The organism is Bacillus canaveralius (genome assembly GCF_002860125.1).
In the GTDB taxonomy this organism is placed as follows: domain Bacteria; phylum Bacillota; class Bacilli; order Bacillales; family Cytobacillaceae; genus Bacillus_BJ; species Bacillus_BJ canaveralius.
Genome location: NZ_PGVA01000008.1, coordinates 87,787 through 104,336 on the forward strand (window position 1 = coordinate 87,787; position 16,550 = coordinate 104,336).

General features: G+C 44.9%; 18 protein-coding genes. 1 reads left to right on the top strand and 17 read right to left on the bottom strand.

What is annotated here, in order from left to right; all coding sequences use genetic code 11:
- Positions 1–2: 2 nt before the first annotated feature.
- The 16 genes from nuoH to CU635_RS04895 all read right to left on the bottom strand — a co-directional run bounded on the left by nuoH (position 3) and on the right by CU635_RS04895 (position 14,541).
- Positions 3–1,013 carry an NADH-quinone oxidoreductase subunit NuoH gene (gene nuoH, locus CU635_RS04815; RefSeq protein ID WP_101576047.1) on the bottom strand — a complete coding sequence of 337 codons (1,011 nt, stop codon included), beginning with the start codon at positions 1,011–1,013 and terminating at the stop codon, positions 3–5.
- On the bottom strand, positions 1,013–2,113 hold the full coding sequence (locus CU635_RS04820; protein ID WP_101576048.1) for an NADH-quinone oxidoreductase subunit D: 1,101 nt from the start codon (positions 2,111–2,113) through the stop codon (positions 1,013–1,015). The genes nuoH and CU635_RS04820 overlap by 1 nt, the downstream gene beginning before the upstream one ends.
- Positions 2,114–2,116: 3 nt before the next feature.
- Positions 2,117–3,313, bottom strand: a complete 1,197-nt coding sequence (locus tag CU635_RS04825) for an NADH-quinone oxidoreductase subunit C (RefSeq protein ID WP_101576049.1) — start codon at positions 3,311–3,313, stop codon at positions 2,117–2,119.
- Positions 3,314–3,316: 3 nt separating this feature from the next.
- Entirely contained in the window at positions 3,317–3,829 is a 513-nt protein-coding gene (locus CU635_RS04830; RefSeq protein WP_125928316.1) for a NuoB/complex I 20 kDa subunit family protein, read from the bottom strand.
- Positions 3,820–4,194 (bottom strand): NADH-quinone oxidoreductase subunit A, encoded by a 375-nt coding sequence (locus CU635_RS04835; RefSeq protein ID WP_101576078.1) that lies wholly within the window; start codon positions 4,192–4,194, stop codon positions 3,820–3,822. Before CU635_RS04835 ends, CU635_RS04830 begins: the two co-directional genes overlap by 10 nt.
- Before the next feature lie 520 nt (positions 4,195–4,714).
- Entirely contained in the window at positions 4,715–5,122 is a 408-nt protein-coding gene (locus CU635_RS04845) for a F0F1 ATP synthase subunit epsilon (RefSeq protein WP_101576052.1), read from the bottom strand.
- Between the two features lie 22 nt (positions 5,123–5,144).
- Positions 5,145–6,566, bottom strand: coding sequence for a F0F1 ATP synthase subunit beta (atpD, locus tag CU635_RS04850; RefSeq protein WP_101576053.1), 1,422 nt, complete (start codon positions 6,564–6,566; stop codon positions 5,145–5,147).
- A 120-nt stretch (positions 6,567–6,686) separates the two neighbouring features.
- Positions 6,687–7,544, bottom strand: a complete 858-nt coding sequence (locus CU635_RS04855) for a F0F1 ATP synthase subunit gamma (RefSeq protein ID WP_101576054.1) — start codon at positions 7,542–7,544, stop codon at positions 6,687–6,689.
- 124 nt (positions 7,545–7,668) lie between these two features.
- Entirely contained in the window at positions 7,669–9,177 is a 1,509-nt protein-coding gene (atpA, locus tag CU635_RS04860; protein WP_101576055.1) for a F0F1 ATP synthase subunit alpha, read from the bottom strand.
- A gap of 24 nt (positions 9,178–9,201) precedes the next feature.
- Complete coding sequence (locus CU635_RS04865) at positions 9,202–9,738, bottom strand: F0F1 ATP synthase subunit delta (protein WP_101576056.1); 537 nt, start codon at positions 9,736–9,738, stop codon at positions 9,202–9,204.
- Positions 9,735–10,259, bottom strand: coding sequence for a F0F1 ATP synthase subunit B (locus CU635_RS04870; RefSeq protein WP_101576057.1), 525 nt, complete (start codon positions 10,257–10,259; stop codon positions 9,735–9,737). The genes CU635_RS04865 and CU635_RS04870 overlap by 4 nt, the downstream gene beginning before the upstream one ends.
- A gap of 157 nt (positions 10,260–10,416) precedes the next feature.
- Positions 10,417–10,629 carry a F0F1 ATP synthase subunit C gene (atpE, locus tag CU635_RS04875; RefSeq protein ID WP_023613579.1) on the bottom strand — a complete coding sequence of 71 codons (213 nt, stop codon included), beginning with the start codon at positions 10,627–10,629 and terminating at the stop codon, positions 10,417–10,419.
- A gap of 76 nt (positions 10,630–10,705) precedes the next feature.
- The gene (gene atpB / locus CU635_RS04880) at positions 10,706–11,416 is read right to left on the bottom strand and encodes a F0F1 ATP synthase subunit A (RefSeq protein WP_101576058.1); all 711 of its coding nucleotides are present in this window, start codon (positions 11,414–11,416) and stop codon (positions 10,706–10,708) included.
- A gap of 6 nt (positions 11,417–11,422) precedes the next feature.
- Positions 11,423–11,812, bottom strand: a complete 390-nt coding sequence (locus CU635_RS04885) for an ATP synthase subunit I (RefSeq protein WP_101576059.1) — start codon at positions 11,810–11,812, stop codon at positions 11,423–11,425.
- Between the two features lie 6 nt (positions 11,813–11,818).
- Positions 11,819–12,040, bottom strand: a complete 222-nt coding sequence (locus tag CU635_RS04890; RefSeq protein WP_101576060.1) for an AtpZ/AtpI family protein — start codon at positions 12,038–12,040, stop codon at positions 11,819–11,821.
- A 254-nt stretch (positions 12,041–12,294) separates the two neighbouring features.
- Positions 12,295–14,541 carry a S8 family serine peptidase gene (locus CU635_RS04895; protein WP_373270829.1) on the bottom strand — a complete coding sequence of 749 codons (2,247 nt, stop codon included), beginning with the start codon at positions 14,539–14,541 and terminating at the stop codon, positions 12,295–12,297.
- Positions 14,542–14,693: 152 nt separating this feature from the next.
- Here CU635_RS04895 and CU635_RS04900 point away from each other — a divergent pair, with 152 nt between their 5' ends.
- Positions 14,694–15,128, top strand: coding sequence for a hypothetical protein (locus tag CU635_RS04900; protein WP_245917322.1), 435 nt, complete (start codon positions 14,694–14,696; stop codon positions 15,126–15,128).
- Between the two features lie 269 nt (positions 15,129–15,397).
- Here the strand turns inward: CU635_RS04900 and wecB are convergent, their stop codons facing one another.
- Complete coding sequence (wecB, locus tag CU635_RS04910; protein WP_101576062.1) at positions 15,398–16,546, bottom strand: non-hydrolyzing UDP-N-acetylglucosamine 2-epimerase; 1,149 nt, start codon at positions 16,544–16,546, stop codon at positions 15,398–15,400.
- Between the last annotated feature and the right edge of the window lie 4 nt (positions 16,547–16,550).

Here is a 16,550-nt window from a genome sequence, read left to right on the forward strand (position 1 = left end):
TTTTAGAACAAGTTGAACACTTCTTTAATGATCGCCGTCAAGAAAATATTGGCGAGAGCAATCGGCAGCAGCACCTTCCAGCCGAACTCCATTAATTGGTCGGCACGAATACGCGGAAAGGTTACGCGGAACCAAACTAATATAAAAACGACAAGGCTGAATTTCAATGCAAACCAGACAGCTCCTGGAATAAAATCAAGGAATGGCAGCGGCAGCCATCCACCCAGAAACAGCACTGTTGTCAATGACGCCATCGCAAAGAAATACACGTATTCGGCAAGCATATAAAACGCCCAGCGGAATCCGGAATATTCGACATGGAAACCGGCAACCAGCTCTGATTCTGCCTCGGGTAAATCGAACGGTGCCCTGTTTAATTCAGCAACAGACGCAATCAAAAAGATAATAAACGCAATCGGCTGCCATATAATGAACCAGCCATGTTCCGCCTGTGTGGCAACAATATCATTTAAGTTTAAGCTGCCTGATAACAAAATGATTCCGAGTACTGACATGACAAGCGGGATCTCATAGGAGATCATCTGTGCAGCAGCACGCATTCCGCCGAGCAGGGCATACTTGTTATTGGAAGCCCATCCCCCGGTTACGATCCCGATCGTCGTTAAGCCTGAAATCGCAATATAATAGAGGAGGCCAACACCTAGATCAGCAAATTGGAGCCGGTCGGTAAACGGAATCGTCGCCAGCACCATAAACGCCGGTGCAAAGGCAATGACAGGAGCCAAAATAAACAATGGCCGATCAGCAAGCTTTGGAATCGTATCCTCTTTAAGAAGCAGCTTTAAAACATCGGCCACTGTCTGGAGCAGCCCCCAGCGGCCGCCGACCTGGTTTGGGCCATGGCGCAGCTGCATAAACCCCATTACCTTCCGCTCCGCAAGAATCGCATATGTAACGAAGCCTAAAACAACAAACAGTAAAGCGGTTGCGAGTAAAAAGAATATCCCAAAATTGGCCAGGCCAGGGGTTGAATATAATAGATCCTCTACCATTAGCCGTCCACCTCCCCGAGAACAATATCAATTGCTCCTAATATCGCAATCAAGTTTGCGATATTTTCACCTTCTAACAATTTAGGGAGAATTTGCAGGTTATAAAAAGACGGTCTTCTGAATTTTAATCGGTAAGGCTCTTTTTTACCGTCACTGGCAATATAGCAGCCGATCTCACCACGCGGTGATTCAATCCGCACAAAAGCTTCCCCTTTTGGCACCTTGACAATCTTCGGCACCTTCGCGATGATTTCTCCCTCATGTGGAAATTGTTCAACCGCCTGCTCAAGAATTTTTAATGACTCTTCAAGTTCGGCTAACCGGACTTGGTAGCGAGCCCACGCGTCTCCACCCTTCTGGACAGGAACATCAAAATTAAAGCGGTCATAAATAGAGTATGGTTCATCCTTGCGCAAATCCCATTTCACACCCGTACAACGCAAGTTTGCCCCGCTTAAGGAATAATTTAAGGCATCTTCCTTCGTGTAAGTTCCGACACCTTTTACACGGTTCAAGAAAATTTCATTCCCGGTTACAAGCTGGTGATAGCCTTTGAGCTGTTCACGCATGTATGGGATGAACTCGCCGACCTTTTCGATCCAGCCTTCAGGTGCATCCCATTTCACCCCTCCGACACGCATATAATTAAAGGTCAATCGGGCACCAGATAATTCATTTAACATGTTAATGATCATTTCGCGCTCGCGGAATGCATAGAGAAACGGGCTGACGGCGCCGATATCCAATAAAAATGTTCCCCACCAGACCAAGTGGCTTGCCACTCTTCCCAGTTCCATTGCGATCACGCGCAAGTACTCGGCACGTTCAGGTATTTCCAGGTCCATCATCGTCTCGACAGCATGGCAAAGGACATAGTTGTTCGTCATTGCCGACAGATAATCCAATCGGTCCGTATAGGGGATGATTTGTGTGTATTGAAGGTCCTCAGCCAGCTTTTCGGTACCTCGGTGCAGATAGCCGATTACCGGCTTCGCTTCAGTAATGATTTCACCGTCAATTTTTATGACAAGCCGAAAAACACCGTGTGTACTTGGATGCTGAGGTCCTACATTAAGCAGCATTTCTTCTGTGCGTATCATGAGTTATACCTCCACATCATACGGTTCGTAATCTTTTCTAAGCGGATGGCCGACCCAATCATCACCAAGCATGATCCGATGCAGATTCGGGTGGCCAATAAATTGAATCCCCAGTAGATCATACGCTTCACACTCAGGCCAGTTCGCCCCGGCCCAAAGTGGTTGCAGCGATTGAATAGCCGGTGTGTCACGATCAATTTTCACCTTCAATGCAACTGACTGGCGATTTTTGTATGAGTATAGATGAGCATACACTTCCATATGTGTTTCAAAATCTGTGCCATGCAGTTCTGATAAGTAATCGAAGCCAAGCTGTTCATTGTATTTTAAAAATTCAGCTACTCTAAAATATGTATCTTTATTGGCGACAAGAGTTGGCACATCTTTTGAAAGTTTATTTATATAGTATTCTTCTAAAACACCATTTCCAAGATGTTCTTCAATCACCTTCACGTATTTATCAAGGAACGGCTGGTTTTGAGATGGTGCCGATTCGACGGCTTGTTCCAATTCGCTTCCGCCATTGCCAGATGCTGTGGCTTTCGCTTTGGCTGCTGCTGCCGCTTTTGCCTTTGCGGCCGCAATCGCTTTGGCTTTTTCATCATCACCTGTTGCAGTGCCAGCCTGTTTGGCCTGTGCGGCCGCCTTTGCTTTCGCTGCCGCAGCGGCTTTCGCCTTGGCTGCTGCGATGGCTTTCGCCTTGGCTGCTGCGATGGCTTTCGCCTTATCGTCACTGGCCGCGTCGCTTTCGCCCCCGGCGTGTTCCATTGCTTTCTTTTTTGCTGCGGCTGCCGCTTTCGCCTTGGCCACGGCGGCCGCTTTACGCTTCGCCAGGTCATCTCCCTCATCCCCGGAAGCCGTTGCTGTCGATTTCCCCTCCGGTGCTGGTGTTGTTAACTGTTGTGCTTGCGAAGCTGTCTTGGTTTCTTCTGCTTGCTGCTTCGCTTTCATTTTCGCTAAAGCGGCGGCTTTAGCCTTTGCTGCAGCTGCTGCCTTGCGCTTCTCAAGGTCCATATCTTCATCTTGAGGTACTGCAGATGGTTGCTCTTCTGGCGCTGGTGCTGACGGTTTTGGTGAAGAAACCTGTGTTTCAGGCTTCACAGCGGCCGCTTTCCTTTCAGCTAACCGTTGCCTGGCAAGCTCTTTCGCTTTTTCTGCCGCTTCTTTCTTTAATTGTTCAAGATCTTTTTCCCCGCTCATCGACTAGATCACCTTCTTCCCGGTTTTCGCCTCGTAACGGATTTTTTCTCTTAATTTATTAATTCCGTAAATGAGTGCAGCAGGATTCGGCGGACAGCCGGGTATGTAAACATCAACAGGCACAATTTGGTCAACCCCTTTTACAACCGCGTACGATCTTACGTAAGGTCCTCCGGCAGTGGCGCAGGATCCCATTGCAATTACCCATTTTGGTTCAGGCATTTGATCATACAAGCGGCGGACAATCGGGGCCATTTTCTTCGTGACGGTTCCGGATACGATCATCACATCTGACTGGCGCGGCGAGGTGCGAAAAAAGGACCCGAAACGATCCAGGTCATAATGAGAAGAACCTACTCCCATCATTTCAATCGCGCAACAGGCCAATCCAAACGTCATCGGCCACAACGAATTACTCCGTGCCCATGCTTTAATCTGTTCCAGCGTCGATAAAAAAACATTCCGCTTTAGCTCTTCCATTTCCTCTGGTGTAATGTTGTCCAATTTTAAATCCATTTCAGCACCTTCTTCTTCCATGCGTACACAAGGCCAATAACGAGCATAAACACAAAAATCAGCATCTCAATCAAAGCAAAAATACCAAGCTTTTCATAAGCTACTGCCCAAGGATAAAGAAAAACCGTCTCGACATCAAAAATCACAAACATCAAACCAAAAATATAATAGCGGACATTGAACTGCACCCTTGAGTCGTGGAATGGCTCAATACCGCTCTCATATGTGGTATACTTCGTGTCCATCGGCTTAAAAGGCCGCAAAAACCTTCCAAAGGTAATCGCCACGACCGGCAACAGCACGCCGAGACAGAGAAACACGAAAACAATTAAATAATTATTCTGATACAAGTTCAAAAGCTCCATGCCTTCCCCCCTAACGCCAAAAATATTCACAACATTTAAACTTGTAACCGATACCATTATAGCACTCTTCCAAATACGTGTCGACAAGGCTCTACCTATATATTGGAATTTCTCCCGCCCTGTAAAACATGCCTTCGCATCGATTCAGCGACAGCCGAAAAATCCCGCTAAAAATACATACTACATCAAAAATCGACTTACTCTCATACTCCATTAAAAATGAAAAAATCAAGCATGTCAGTGAGATTTTTAACACAATTTCTTCTTTTATGAACTTTTGTGTGAAACTTAAAGCTTGCCTTATATATATTTATGAAAGATTGCAGGGCAGGATTCATAAAAATAAACGAAGTTAAAATTTTGAACCCCAATATGGTGTTTCGCTTAAATAATTTTTCGGGTTTCCGTGACTGCAGTTTGGCGTGTAGAAGAGGATTTATTTTTAGGAAAATTATAAGAGGTTCATGAAAAATCAAAAAAGTGCCCCAAAAAGAATTCTTTTGGGGCACTACTTTGATTTTTATATTTTTCTTTCCGCAACAGATATACGGTTAATTGCACGCTGGAGAGCAAGCTCGGCACGTCTAAAGTCTACATCTTCCCGCTTTTGAGAATGCAGACGTTCTTCGGCGCGTTGCTTCGCTCTGACAGCACGATCGATGTCAATCTCTGAGGATGATTCAGCAGACTGGGCAAGGATCGTTACCTGGTCAGGGCGCACTTCGAGAAAACCGCCGCTCACTGCCACGAAATCCGTTTTGCCGCTGTTTTTTAATCGAACAGCACCAATTTGCAACGGTGCAACCATAGGAATGTGGCCGGGCAGAATACCGAGCTCACCGCTTTGAGCCTTTGTACTTACCATTTCCACATCTGATTCATACACCGGTCCATCGGGAGTAACAACACTGACTTTAATCGTCTTCATTTTTTACCCTCCTGGTCCGTGATTAGACCTCTACACCCATACTTTTTGCATTCTCGATAACGTCTTCAATTTTACCGACGAGTCGGAATGCATCTTCTGGAAGATGGTCATATTTACCTTCAAGGATTTCCTTGAAGCCTTTTACTGTTTCTTTTACAGGTACGTATGAACCTGGCTGTCCAGTAAACTGTTCAGCAACGTGGAAGTTTTGTGATAAGAAGAACTGGATACGGCGGGCACGGTGTACGATAAGCTTATCTTCGTCAGAAAGCTCATCCATACCAAGGATCGCAATGATATCCTGTAATTCTTTATAACGCTGTAATGTTTGCTGCACCTGGCGCGCTACTGAATAATGCTCTTCACCAACCGTTTCCGGTGTTAAGGCACGGGAAGTTGAAGCAAGCGGATCCACCGCTGGGTAAATACCCATTTCAGAAAGCTTACGCTCAAGGTTTGTTGTTGCATCTAAGTGGGCAAAAGTTGTTGCCGGAGCCGGATCCGTATAGTCATCGGCTGGAACATAAATTGCCTGGATGGAGGTAACAGACCCTACGTTAGTAGATGTGATCCGTTCCTGCAATCTACCCATTTCGGTAGCAAGTGTTGGCTGGTAACCAACGGCAGAAGGCATACGGCCAAGCAGCGCGGAAACCTCAGAACCTGCTTGCGTAAAACGGAAGATATTGTCCATAAAGAACAGAACGTCCTGTCCCTGGTCATCACGGAAATACTCAGCCATTGTTAAACCTGTTAAGGCAACACGCATACGTGCACCAGGCGGTTCATTCATCTGGCCGAATACCATCGCTGTTTTCTTGATAACGCCTGAATCAGTCATCTCATGATAAAGGTCGTTACCTTCACGTGTACGCTCACCTACACCGGCGAATACAGAAATACCGCCGTGTTCTTGAGCGATGTTATTGATTAATTCCTGGATTAAAACGGTTTTACCTACACCGGCTCCGCCAAATAGACCAATTTTTCCACCTTTAATATATGGAGCAAGAAGGTCTACTACTTTAATTCCAGTTTCAAGAATTTCAACCTCTGTGGAAAGTTGTTCAAATTTAGGTGCTTCTCTGTGGATTGAATCACGGCGAACACCTTCAGGAAGTTCCTCGTCCAAATCAATCGATTCACCCAATACGTTAAATACACGTCCCAGTGTTACGTCTCCTACAGGAACGGAGATAGCCGCACCAGTATCCAATACCTCTACACCGCGTGTTAAGCCATCAGTAGAAGCCATGGCAATAGCACGAACTGTATCATCACCTAAGTGAAGGGCTACTTCAAGGGTTAAGTTGATGTCAACTTCGGATTCGCTGCGCGCTGCATTGACAACTTTTAAAGCATTATAAATCTCTGGAAGCTGACCGCTTTCGAACTTTACGTCAACAACCGGACCCATAACTTGAAGAACGCGTCCTTTGTTCATCTATTTCCCTCCTATCGTTCTCTATCGACAATTTTAAAGCTGATTTCAGAAGTCGATGCTGTTTCTATTATTTATCGTCAACCAAGCTTGGGCAAAATAGAGCACCCACCTGCAAAACGGCTATTCTAATGCTGCCGCACCGCCGACGATTTCGGTAATTTCTTGCGTGATTGCTGCCTGGCGTGCACGGTTGTAGCTGAGGCTGAGTGAGCTAATCAGCTCATTGGCGTTATCTGTCGCACTCTTCATCGCTGTCATCCTTGCGGCATGTTCACTTGCTTTGCTGTCTAAAAGCGCCCCGTAAATCAAGCTTTCAGCGTACTGGGGCAGCAGTACTTCCAAAATATCTTCAGCGGATGGTTCAAACTCATAGGATGTAAGCTTTGCAGAAGTTGAAATATCGGAAAGCGGGAGAAGTTTCTTCTCTGTTACATCCTGTTGAATCGCGCTGACATAATGGCTGTAATACAAATATAATTCATCAAATGTTTCATCCGCAAACATGCCGACTGTTTTGCTTGTAATGTCGTTAATGTCTGCAAAAGACGGCTGATCTGCCACCCCGACAATGTCGAGGATTACATTCATCCCGCGCTTCTTAAAAAAGTCGCGGCCGACTCTGCCGATCGCAATGATCGCATATTCATCATCGGATTGATGGCGATTTTTAACCGTTTGGAATACATGGCGTAAAATGTTGCTGTTATAAGCTCCGGCAAGTCCGCGATCAGAGGTAATCACAATGTATCCTGTCTTTTTCACCGGACGGGACGTCAGCATTGGATGTGAAGCATCATTGCTTCCCAGCGCTATTGATGCGGTCACTTCCTGGATTTTTTCCATATAGGGAACAAATGCCTTTGCATTCATTTCCGCACGGTTCATTTTCGCCGCAGATACCATTTGCATGGCTTTTGTAATTTGGCTCGTTTTCTTCGTTGAAGTAATCCGAGATTTTATATCGCGTAATGATGCCACAGGTTCTCACCACCCTTTATCAAAGAATGTCCGACTAAAGCGTTTGAATCTTAAGCGTATGAGTTTGTTAAAAAGGTCAGGTGAAAATTGCCTTGGCAGCTTTTTTCACCCTTTAACATTCTCGTTATTCGGATACTGCGAATGTTTTTTTGAAGTCGTTGATCGCAGCGGCCATATCGTCATCAGCTGGAAGTTCTTTTGTTGTTGCGATATGGTCTAACAAATCTTTGCGGTTGTGGTCTAACCATGAATGGAATTCAGATTCGAAACGACGAATATCCTGAACAGGAATATCGTCCAAGAAGCCGCGTGTAAGAGCATAAAGAATCGCTACTTGCTTTTCAACTTTTAACGGCTTGTTAAGATCCTGTTTTAAAACCTCAACTGTGCGGGCACCGCGATTTAATTTTGCTTGTGTTGCTTTATCAAGATCGGAACCGAACTGGGCAAATGCTTCCAGTTCACGGTATGAGGCAAGGTCAAGACGCAGTGTACCGGCAACCTTTTTCATTGCCTTGATTTGCGCTGATCCACCTACACGTGATACAGAAAGACCGGCATTGATCGCCGGGCGTACACCCGAGAAGAACAGGTCAGACTGAAGGAAAATTTGTCCGTCGGTAATAGAGATAACGTTTGTTGGAATATAGGCAGAAACGTCTCCTGCCTGTGTTTCGATAAATGGCAGTGCTGTGATCGAACCGGCACCTTTTGCGTCGCTCAATTTGGCAGCGCGCTCCAGCAAGCGGGAGTGCAAGTAGAATACATCCCCCGGATAAGCTTCACGGCCTGGCGGACGGCGTAATAGCAATGAAAGCTCACGGTATGCTGCCGCTTGCTTTGTTAAGTCGTCATAAACCACCAATACGTGCTTGCCATTGTTCATAAATTCTTCGGCCATTGAAACACCTGCGTACGGAGCCAGGAATAACAATGGAGCCGGCTGTGACGCGGAAGCAGTCACAACGATTGTGTAATCGAGGGCACCTTGCTTGCGCAAAGTTTCAACAGCATTACGTACAGTCGATTCTTTTTGTCCGATTGCCACGTAAATACAAATCATATCCTGGTCTTTTTGGTTCAGGATTGTATCGATTGCAACAGATGTTTTACCTGTCTGACGGTCACCGATAATAAGCTCACGCTGTCCGCGGCCAATTGGCACGAGGGCATCGATCGCTTTAATTCCAGTTTGCAGCGGCTCATGTACGGATTTACGATCCATAACACCAGGTGCTCCTGACTCGATCGGACGTGTTTTAGTTGTGTTAATCGGACCCATTCCATCCACTGGCTGCCCGAGCGGATTCACGACGCGGCCGATTAATTCTTCACCTACCGGAACCTCCATGATGCGGCCCGTACGGCGAACCTCGTCACCTTCACGAATTTCTGTATATGGTCCTAGAATAATGATACCGACGTTGTTTTCTTCAAGGTTTTGTGCCATACCCATAACGCCGTTTGAAAATTCAACAAGCTCTCCAGCCATGACATTGTCGAGGCCATGAGCACGAGCGATACCGTCACCAATTTGGATAACCGTACCAACATCACTCACATGAATTTCCGTCTGATAGTTTTCGATTTGCTTTTTTATCAGCGCACTGATTTCTTCAGCATTGATGCTCATGAGTTTCACCCCTATCTACGAATCTTAGCCTAACAATTGACGTTCCAAACGCTCCAGCTTGCCTTTCAAGCTGCCATCGAAAATTCGATTTCCGATTCGAAGCTTGATGCCGCCAAGCAGGTTGGAATCAACAATATTTTCAATTTGCAATGATTTTTTCCCGACTTTTTCTGCAAATGAAGAAGAGATCGCTTCCCGTTCCTCCTCTGTTAAAGGGCGGACGGAATAAACCTTTGCTTCGGCAACTCCTCTTTCGTCATAAGCAAGTCCGATAAAATAATTCGCCACGTCAGCGACATGATCTTCGCGGTGGCGGTCAATCAATATCATAAGTGTATTTAAAACGTACGTATTTGCAGTAGAAAATGTTTCTTTTATAATCTCTTTCTTCTTTTCAACAGGAAGTTTTGGAGATTTTAATACCGAATTTAAGTCCTGGTTATTGCTGAAAACTTCTTTGACTACACGAAGCTCTTGTTCCATTTGGTCAAGGAGCTGTTGTTCTTTTGCAAGCTGGAAAAGAGCCAACGCGTAACGTTTTGCTACAGTTGAGTTGCTCATCGCTCTTCTCCTGCCTCTTGAATGTATTCGTTAATCAGCTTTTCCTGGTCTTCAGCACTTAATTCTTTTTCAATTACTTTGGAAGCAATTAGAACAGATAAGGAAGCCACTTGCTGACGAATAGCTGCAACAGCCTTTTCTTTTTGCTGCTCAATTTCAATCTTTGCTGCTTCTTTAATGCGTTCAGCTTCTGTACGCGCTAGTGAAATAATCTCTTCACGCTGAACATCGCCTTGCTTTTTTGCGCTTTCAATAAGCCCTTGTGCATCTGTACGAGCTTCTTTCAACAGGCTGCGCTGTTCTTCAAGCAGCTTGTTTGATTCTGCACGGCTTTGTTCCGCCGCTTCAATTTCGTTTGCAATATGCTCTTCACGCTGCTGCATAATGCCCATCAGCGGACCCCATGCAAATTTCTTAAGCAATGCTAACAATATAATAAACATCAATAACTGGAACACAATGTCCCCAAGGTTAAGACCGCCGTGAGCAGCCGCACCTAATACAAAACCGCTTGTTAACACCCTCGATTCACTCCCTTCAAGAGTCGTTCAGTTAAGAAAAAACAAGTGCCTAAATTGTATATAAATCTGTTCATTTCCAGAGATCTTGGACATAAAGGAATGGCGAAGGCTCCATTAAATGATCTTCGCCATTTTGAACTTTATTGTTAACGGATCATTATCCGCCGATTACCATGAACGCAATAACTACCGCGATGATAGGAATCGCCTCAACTAACGCAACCCCGATAAACATAGTAGTTTGAAGCATACCACGAGCTTCCGGTTGACGTGCGATACCTTCTACTGTACGAGATACGATAAGACCATTACCAATACCAGCACCCAGTGCTGCCAAACCGATTGCTATTGCTGCTGCTAAAAGACCCATTCTAATGTTCCTCCTTTAAATGTATCGAAAAATAATAGTTTTAAATGTTTTGTCCAGAAAAAGGACAGGGTTTATATTAATGGTCATGGCTCACTTTGTGAGACATATAAACCATTGTTAACATTGTGAAAATAAATGCCTGGATCCCACCGACAAAAATCGAGAATCCTTGCCATGCGAGCGTTGGAATAACAGCGGCTAAATGCCCGCCGACTCCGGTTGCAAGGCTGCCTGCCAATAAGCCGAGCAGAATTTCCCCGGCAAAAATGTTTCCGTAAAGACGGAGACCAAGCGTCAGAGTATTTGCAAACTCTTCAATAATTTTTAGCGGGAATAAAAAAGGCATAGGCCTTAAAAATTCACGGCCATACTCCCTGGCACCCTTCATCTTAATTCCATAATAGTGTGTTAAGCCCACTACCATTACCGCCAACGTTAGTGTTATGACCGGGTCGGCAGTTGGCGATTTCCACCATAATACACCGTCGATGACGACCGAGAATGGCAGACCCACCATATTTGAAACAAAGATATACATAAGCAACGTGATTCCAAGAACATGGAACCGCCCGCCCGTTTTCCAATCCATCGTACTATTAATAATGTTTTTAACAAAATCCATAACCCATTCCATGAAGTTTTGTATACCGGTGGGCGTCATGGCAAGAGTACGAGTGGAAAGCACAGCGATGATAAACACAATCAAACTCGCAACAGTAATCATTAACACGTTGGCCAAGTTGAAGGTTAGTCCCATAAGTTCATATAATGGAGCTTCGTGATGCAACAGTATTCACCTCTTTTCCCGCTTTTTACGTAAATGATAAGAATGAAGAAAAAAATCTATCATAATGACAAAATAGGATGTCATTAATCCCACAACTACACTGATAAGGTGGAAGTGCTCCGGATATCTCAGTGCTATTAATACGGCAAACGCCGCAGATGCAAGCCGGGAAAAAGAGCCGAGTGAGACTACTTTTTTTCCTTCTGAAATCGCATCGCCAAATTTCCGCACTTTTCTTGCCATCAGCCAGAGATTATATAGGCTCAAGCTTGTACCGAAAGCCAATCCAAGAAAAATAGATTGATAAGAAGTAAATCCCCAACCGAGAATATAGACAGCCATTAAATAAAATATGTATTTACGCTGTCTGGAAAACATTTCATTTATTTCCGGCATGGTTGTTTATTCTCCTGAAAAGAAGTGGCGGACCAGGCTAAGCATGGCATAAATTCCCGCTGCCAACCCCAAAAGCAATCCGATAATTAAAAAAAGCGGTTCAGTGCCATACATCCGATCAAGCCATCTTCCCCCGAAGATGCCAATCAATGTGGAGCCCGCTAATTGAGATAGAATGGCAGATGTTAATGCCATTGCTTTAAAAGGGTGGCGGTTGTTTTGGTTCATATAAACGCATCCTCGCATTAAGAGAATGGTGATGGGCGGGGGGCGATTTTGTTACATTTCGCATTGTGCAGAAGTGGAAAAAAAGAGTGCACAATGAAGACTGAAAACCTTGTCATTTATACCCTTTGTAAGCATACAATAGGGTTATGTCAATGTCAATTAATTTGGAGTGAAAAAGTTCACATATAAAAAGACTAAAATCTGGTATGTTCACACATTTTTCGAAATTTTTTCTCGAAATAATATTGATTTTTTTAGTCACTTCTGCTTAGATTGTGGGGTTCTTTTTTTCCAATTTGAATATAGGCTTCAATCATATCTTCCTTTCCGGCTTTTTTGGCGAAAATCTTCAGTAAATACGATCCATCGCCAGGCAACCGCCCAGCTTCCACTTTTTTTTGAATTAATCCCTTTTTAACGTTCCGTTCCCAATCAAGAAATCCCAAAAAACGAAAATTATCCGCAGCAAAGATGGCAATTCCGAATTCTTCAGCCCCGCCGGGCAAGTACACTTCGTAACGATATGACTGGCTATCATCCCCGATGACAAAATCAAAGCCCATAATTCTCGGGTAAGCTGGTTCTTCAAGAACATATAAATATGGAATCCTGATTTCTTTGGAACCCTCTCGCAATATAAGTTCCCCGTCCTGGATCTTTTCTTTTAGTTGTGATGGTTCGACACGCATTGCGATCTCAACTTTTTTCTGTTCGTTCGGAAGCAGCGTAAAGGAAAGCGGAATCTCCCAATGAATGCCAGCGGTTTTTTTCGGAACCGAAAAAGAGTATTTTTTTACAGCGCTGCCAGTATTTTTAATGACTAAGGACGCGTGGTGGCGATGCAAGTGTTCAGCAAGCTGAAACTTTCCGAATTGCATCGTTCCCGGCATGACAAGTGTTTCGGTGCTTATCGCCTCAACCGCCTGAATCCTTCCTGCTCCCTGCTCATAAGTTCGATATGCTTCGCCTTTCTGGTTATGGAGTTTTTTTGCCGTATTTATTAATGAAGCTTTGATCTGTTCGGGAGTCCAGTTTGGATGAGCCTGCTTTATGAGCGCACAGACGCCGGCCACATGGGGTGCCGCCATGCTTGTTCCCTGCAAAGATAGATATCCTCCCGGAACCGTACTGTTGATCGCCACCCCGGGCGCGACGATATCCGGTTTAATTTCCCATGACTCGGTAACAGGTCCCCGCGAGCTGAATTCAGCAAGCAAATCTTTTTCTTCTATTAATATAATTCGTGAAAAAATCTCTTTGTTCTCGAGTTGTTTTTTCAGCTTGAGTCCAGTTTTTTTTGAAACAGAACCGACTGGAATTGAAACATTTTCTTCAAGGTTTCCAATAAAATGGCCATCTGTATTGTTATAAATAATGACAGCAGCCGCACCCGCGTTTTTGGCATTTCGTGCTTTTTCGGTAAATGTCAGCTTACCCCTTTTAAGGAGTACTATTTTTCCTGCGACATTTTGTAAATCCTTTTCCTCACCGAGGCCGGCAAACGCCATTTGCAGGGAACGGTCCAGCTTCCATACATCTGCTCCTTGCATCGGTTCCATCCTGATTTTCTTAGCTGATCCTTCAAGCAATAAATACGGAATCTTCATCGGCGGAGTTGATGCCCCGACAGAAATGGCTTTCGATGCTGTACCTGGTGAACCGACCGTCCATATCCCGGGACCGGAATTACCTGAAGAGGTGACAGCTATAATGCCATTTTCAACCGCTTTGTTTAAAGCGAGGCTGATCGGGAGGTCCGGTCCGTTCACATTGTTGCCGAGTGATAGGTTCAATATATCAACACGATCTTTTATTGCTTGCTCGATCGCGGCGATGATTTGCTCTGTCGTGCCTCCTCCCCCAGGTCCAAGCGCACGGTAGGCGACGATCCCTGCTCCTGGTGCCACTCCTTTAAACTTTCCATTCGCCGCAATCACACCTGCAACGTGAGTGCCGTGCAGCGTGCGTTGGCGCGGGTCGCCTTTCGATTCCATTGGATCATGATCACCATCGATAAGATCGCTCCCGCCGCGATAATTTCTTCGCAAATCCGGGTGGGTATAATCCACTCCCGTATCAATTACGCCAACGGTAACTCCTTTCCCCGTTAACCGTGCATTGTCAGGACCGAACAGCCCGCGCACTGCGTCGCCGCCGATCATTTTAATATTTTCTTCCGTATTGACGGTGTACGCCTGGACTGGAGAAATCAGCGAAACGGCTTGTTGTTTAGCCAACTTCTCAAGGGTTTCGGTATCACCTTTTACGGAAAACCCATTGAATGTATGTTTAAAAATATGGCGAAGCTCCAAGCCTTGAAATTTAGCTAACAGCCCCTTGATATCGATATGTGATTCTGTGTCTTTGAGGATGGCGATCGCTATGTTTATTTGCCCGGGATCGCCTTTTGGAATAGGGGGGTGCTCAAGTGTTTTTGACTGACCGGCAGCAGAACCGGCTAGCAGCCACATGAAAGTGATTATGGAGGCAATTTTCCTGATCATCATTGACCCGCTCCTTTTTCAATAGAGTTTTCCGGGGGTGGTCGAATTATGCAGGGTTTAGATTTGATGAAAGATAAAATTCAGTTTAACAAAGTGTACATTGTGTACACTTTGAACATAATATGTTAATATAGGAGGTGAAAGGAGAGATGCTCTTGCAAGGAACACTTAATGCTACTGATGTGCGAAGACACTGGAGCCAATTTAACGATGATATCGTAAGAGAAGGTCCTCGTTTTGTTAAACGAAATCGTGATGAGTGGGTGGCAGTTAGTTCAGAACATCTCAAAGCAGCTTTTTCCGCATTTACTTTTGAAGCCGAACTATTATATGAAGACGATGGTTCTGTTACAGCAACTATTAAAGGATTCGATTTAGTAGAGAATGGCGAGACTGCAGACGAAGCAATTGATTTATTAACAGAAGAATTAGTCGAATATGCAAATGAGTATCAAGATAATTTTAAATCCTATTTTCAAGCTCCCAATAGACACGATCACTTCCCTTATATTATGAATGTTTTAGTCCAAGATAATATTGAAGGAGTTAAGTCCCTGATCCGATGCCCAGTTGGAGAGAAATAGAACGTTTTTGCCGGAGAGACGGCTGGAAAGAGTATAAACAAAAGTGTCATCATATTTATTTTATGAAGCAAATGGATGATGGCACTTTAAAGCGGACTAGACTTTCAAGAGGTACGGGAGAAGCGAGAGGACATTTGTGGAAAGAAATTTTAAAGAAGCAACTTCAAGTTACAGAAGAATATTTTAATGATAAAAAATAGCTTTCTAATCCAGGATTTTTGTAGGTTATTATTAGGCTGGCCCAATGCTCCAGGCCAGCCTTTTGTTTGCTATTCGGGTTTATAATCAGCAGGCCGCTCTGTTGTTTGCTTAAAATAATAGCGGATCGCGTCACAGATTCGCGCTGAAGCATTTCCGTCACCATACGGGTTGATCGCTTTAGCCATTTTTTCATAGGCGGAAGGATCGGTTAACAGTTCAGTTGCCATCTGATAAATCGGTTCTTCTTCAATGCCGGCAAGTTTAAGCGTTCCAGCTTCGATTCCTTCCGGGCGCTCGGTTGTATCGCGCAATACGAGGACCGGGACTCCGAGCGAGGGAGCCTCCTCCTGCACTCCCCCTGAATCGGTCAAGATTAAGTGGGCTCTTGACGCGAAATTATGAAAATCGATGACGTCGAGAGGCTCGATTAAGTGGATGCGCGGATCATTGCCAAGAATTTCAGCAGCAGTGTCGCGAACGGCAGGATTCAGATGGACCGGATAGACAACCTGAACGTCTGCCTGCTCCTCGACAAGCCGCTTAATCGCCCTGAACATATTTCGCATTGGTTCGCCAAGGTTTTCGCGGCGATGGGCGGTCAAAAGGATTAACCGGTCTTTGCCAAGCTTGTCGAGAACCTCATGATGATATTCCTCTTTCACCGTTGTTTCCAAGGCATCGATCGCCGTATTTCCCGTCACAAAAATGTTCTGACCCGGCTTGTTTTCCTGGAGCAGGTTTTCGGCTGATTTGGCAGTAGGAGCAAAATGGAGATCGGCCATCACTCCTGTCAGCTGGCGGTTCATTTCTTCAGGAAAAGGCGAGTATTTATTCCAGGTTCTGAGGCCGGCTTCAACATGTCCGACAACAATTTGATTATAGAACGCGGCAAGGCTGGCAACAAACGTCGTTGTTGTATCGCCGTGCACGAGGACAATGTCCGGCTTAACTTCCTTCATCACTTTATCAAGGCCTTCCAATCCTCTTGTTGTTACGTCAATAAGGGTTTGGCGGTCTTTCATAATATTCAGGTCATAGTCCGGTTTAATCGCGAATATATTTAGCACTTGATCAAGCATTTCGCGGTGCTGGGCTGTAACGGTCACAATCGATTCAAACTGCCCAGGCCGCTTTTTCAGTTCAAGAACAAGCGGCGCCATTTTGATTGCTTCGGGTCTTGTACCGAAAATCGTCATTACTTTTATGGGACGGTTCATTTTT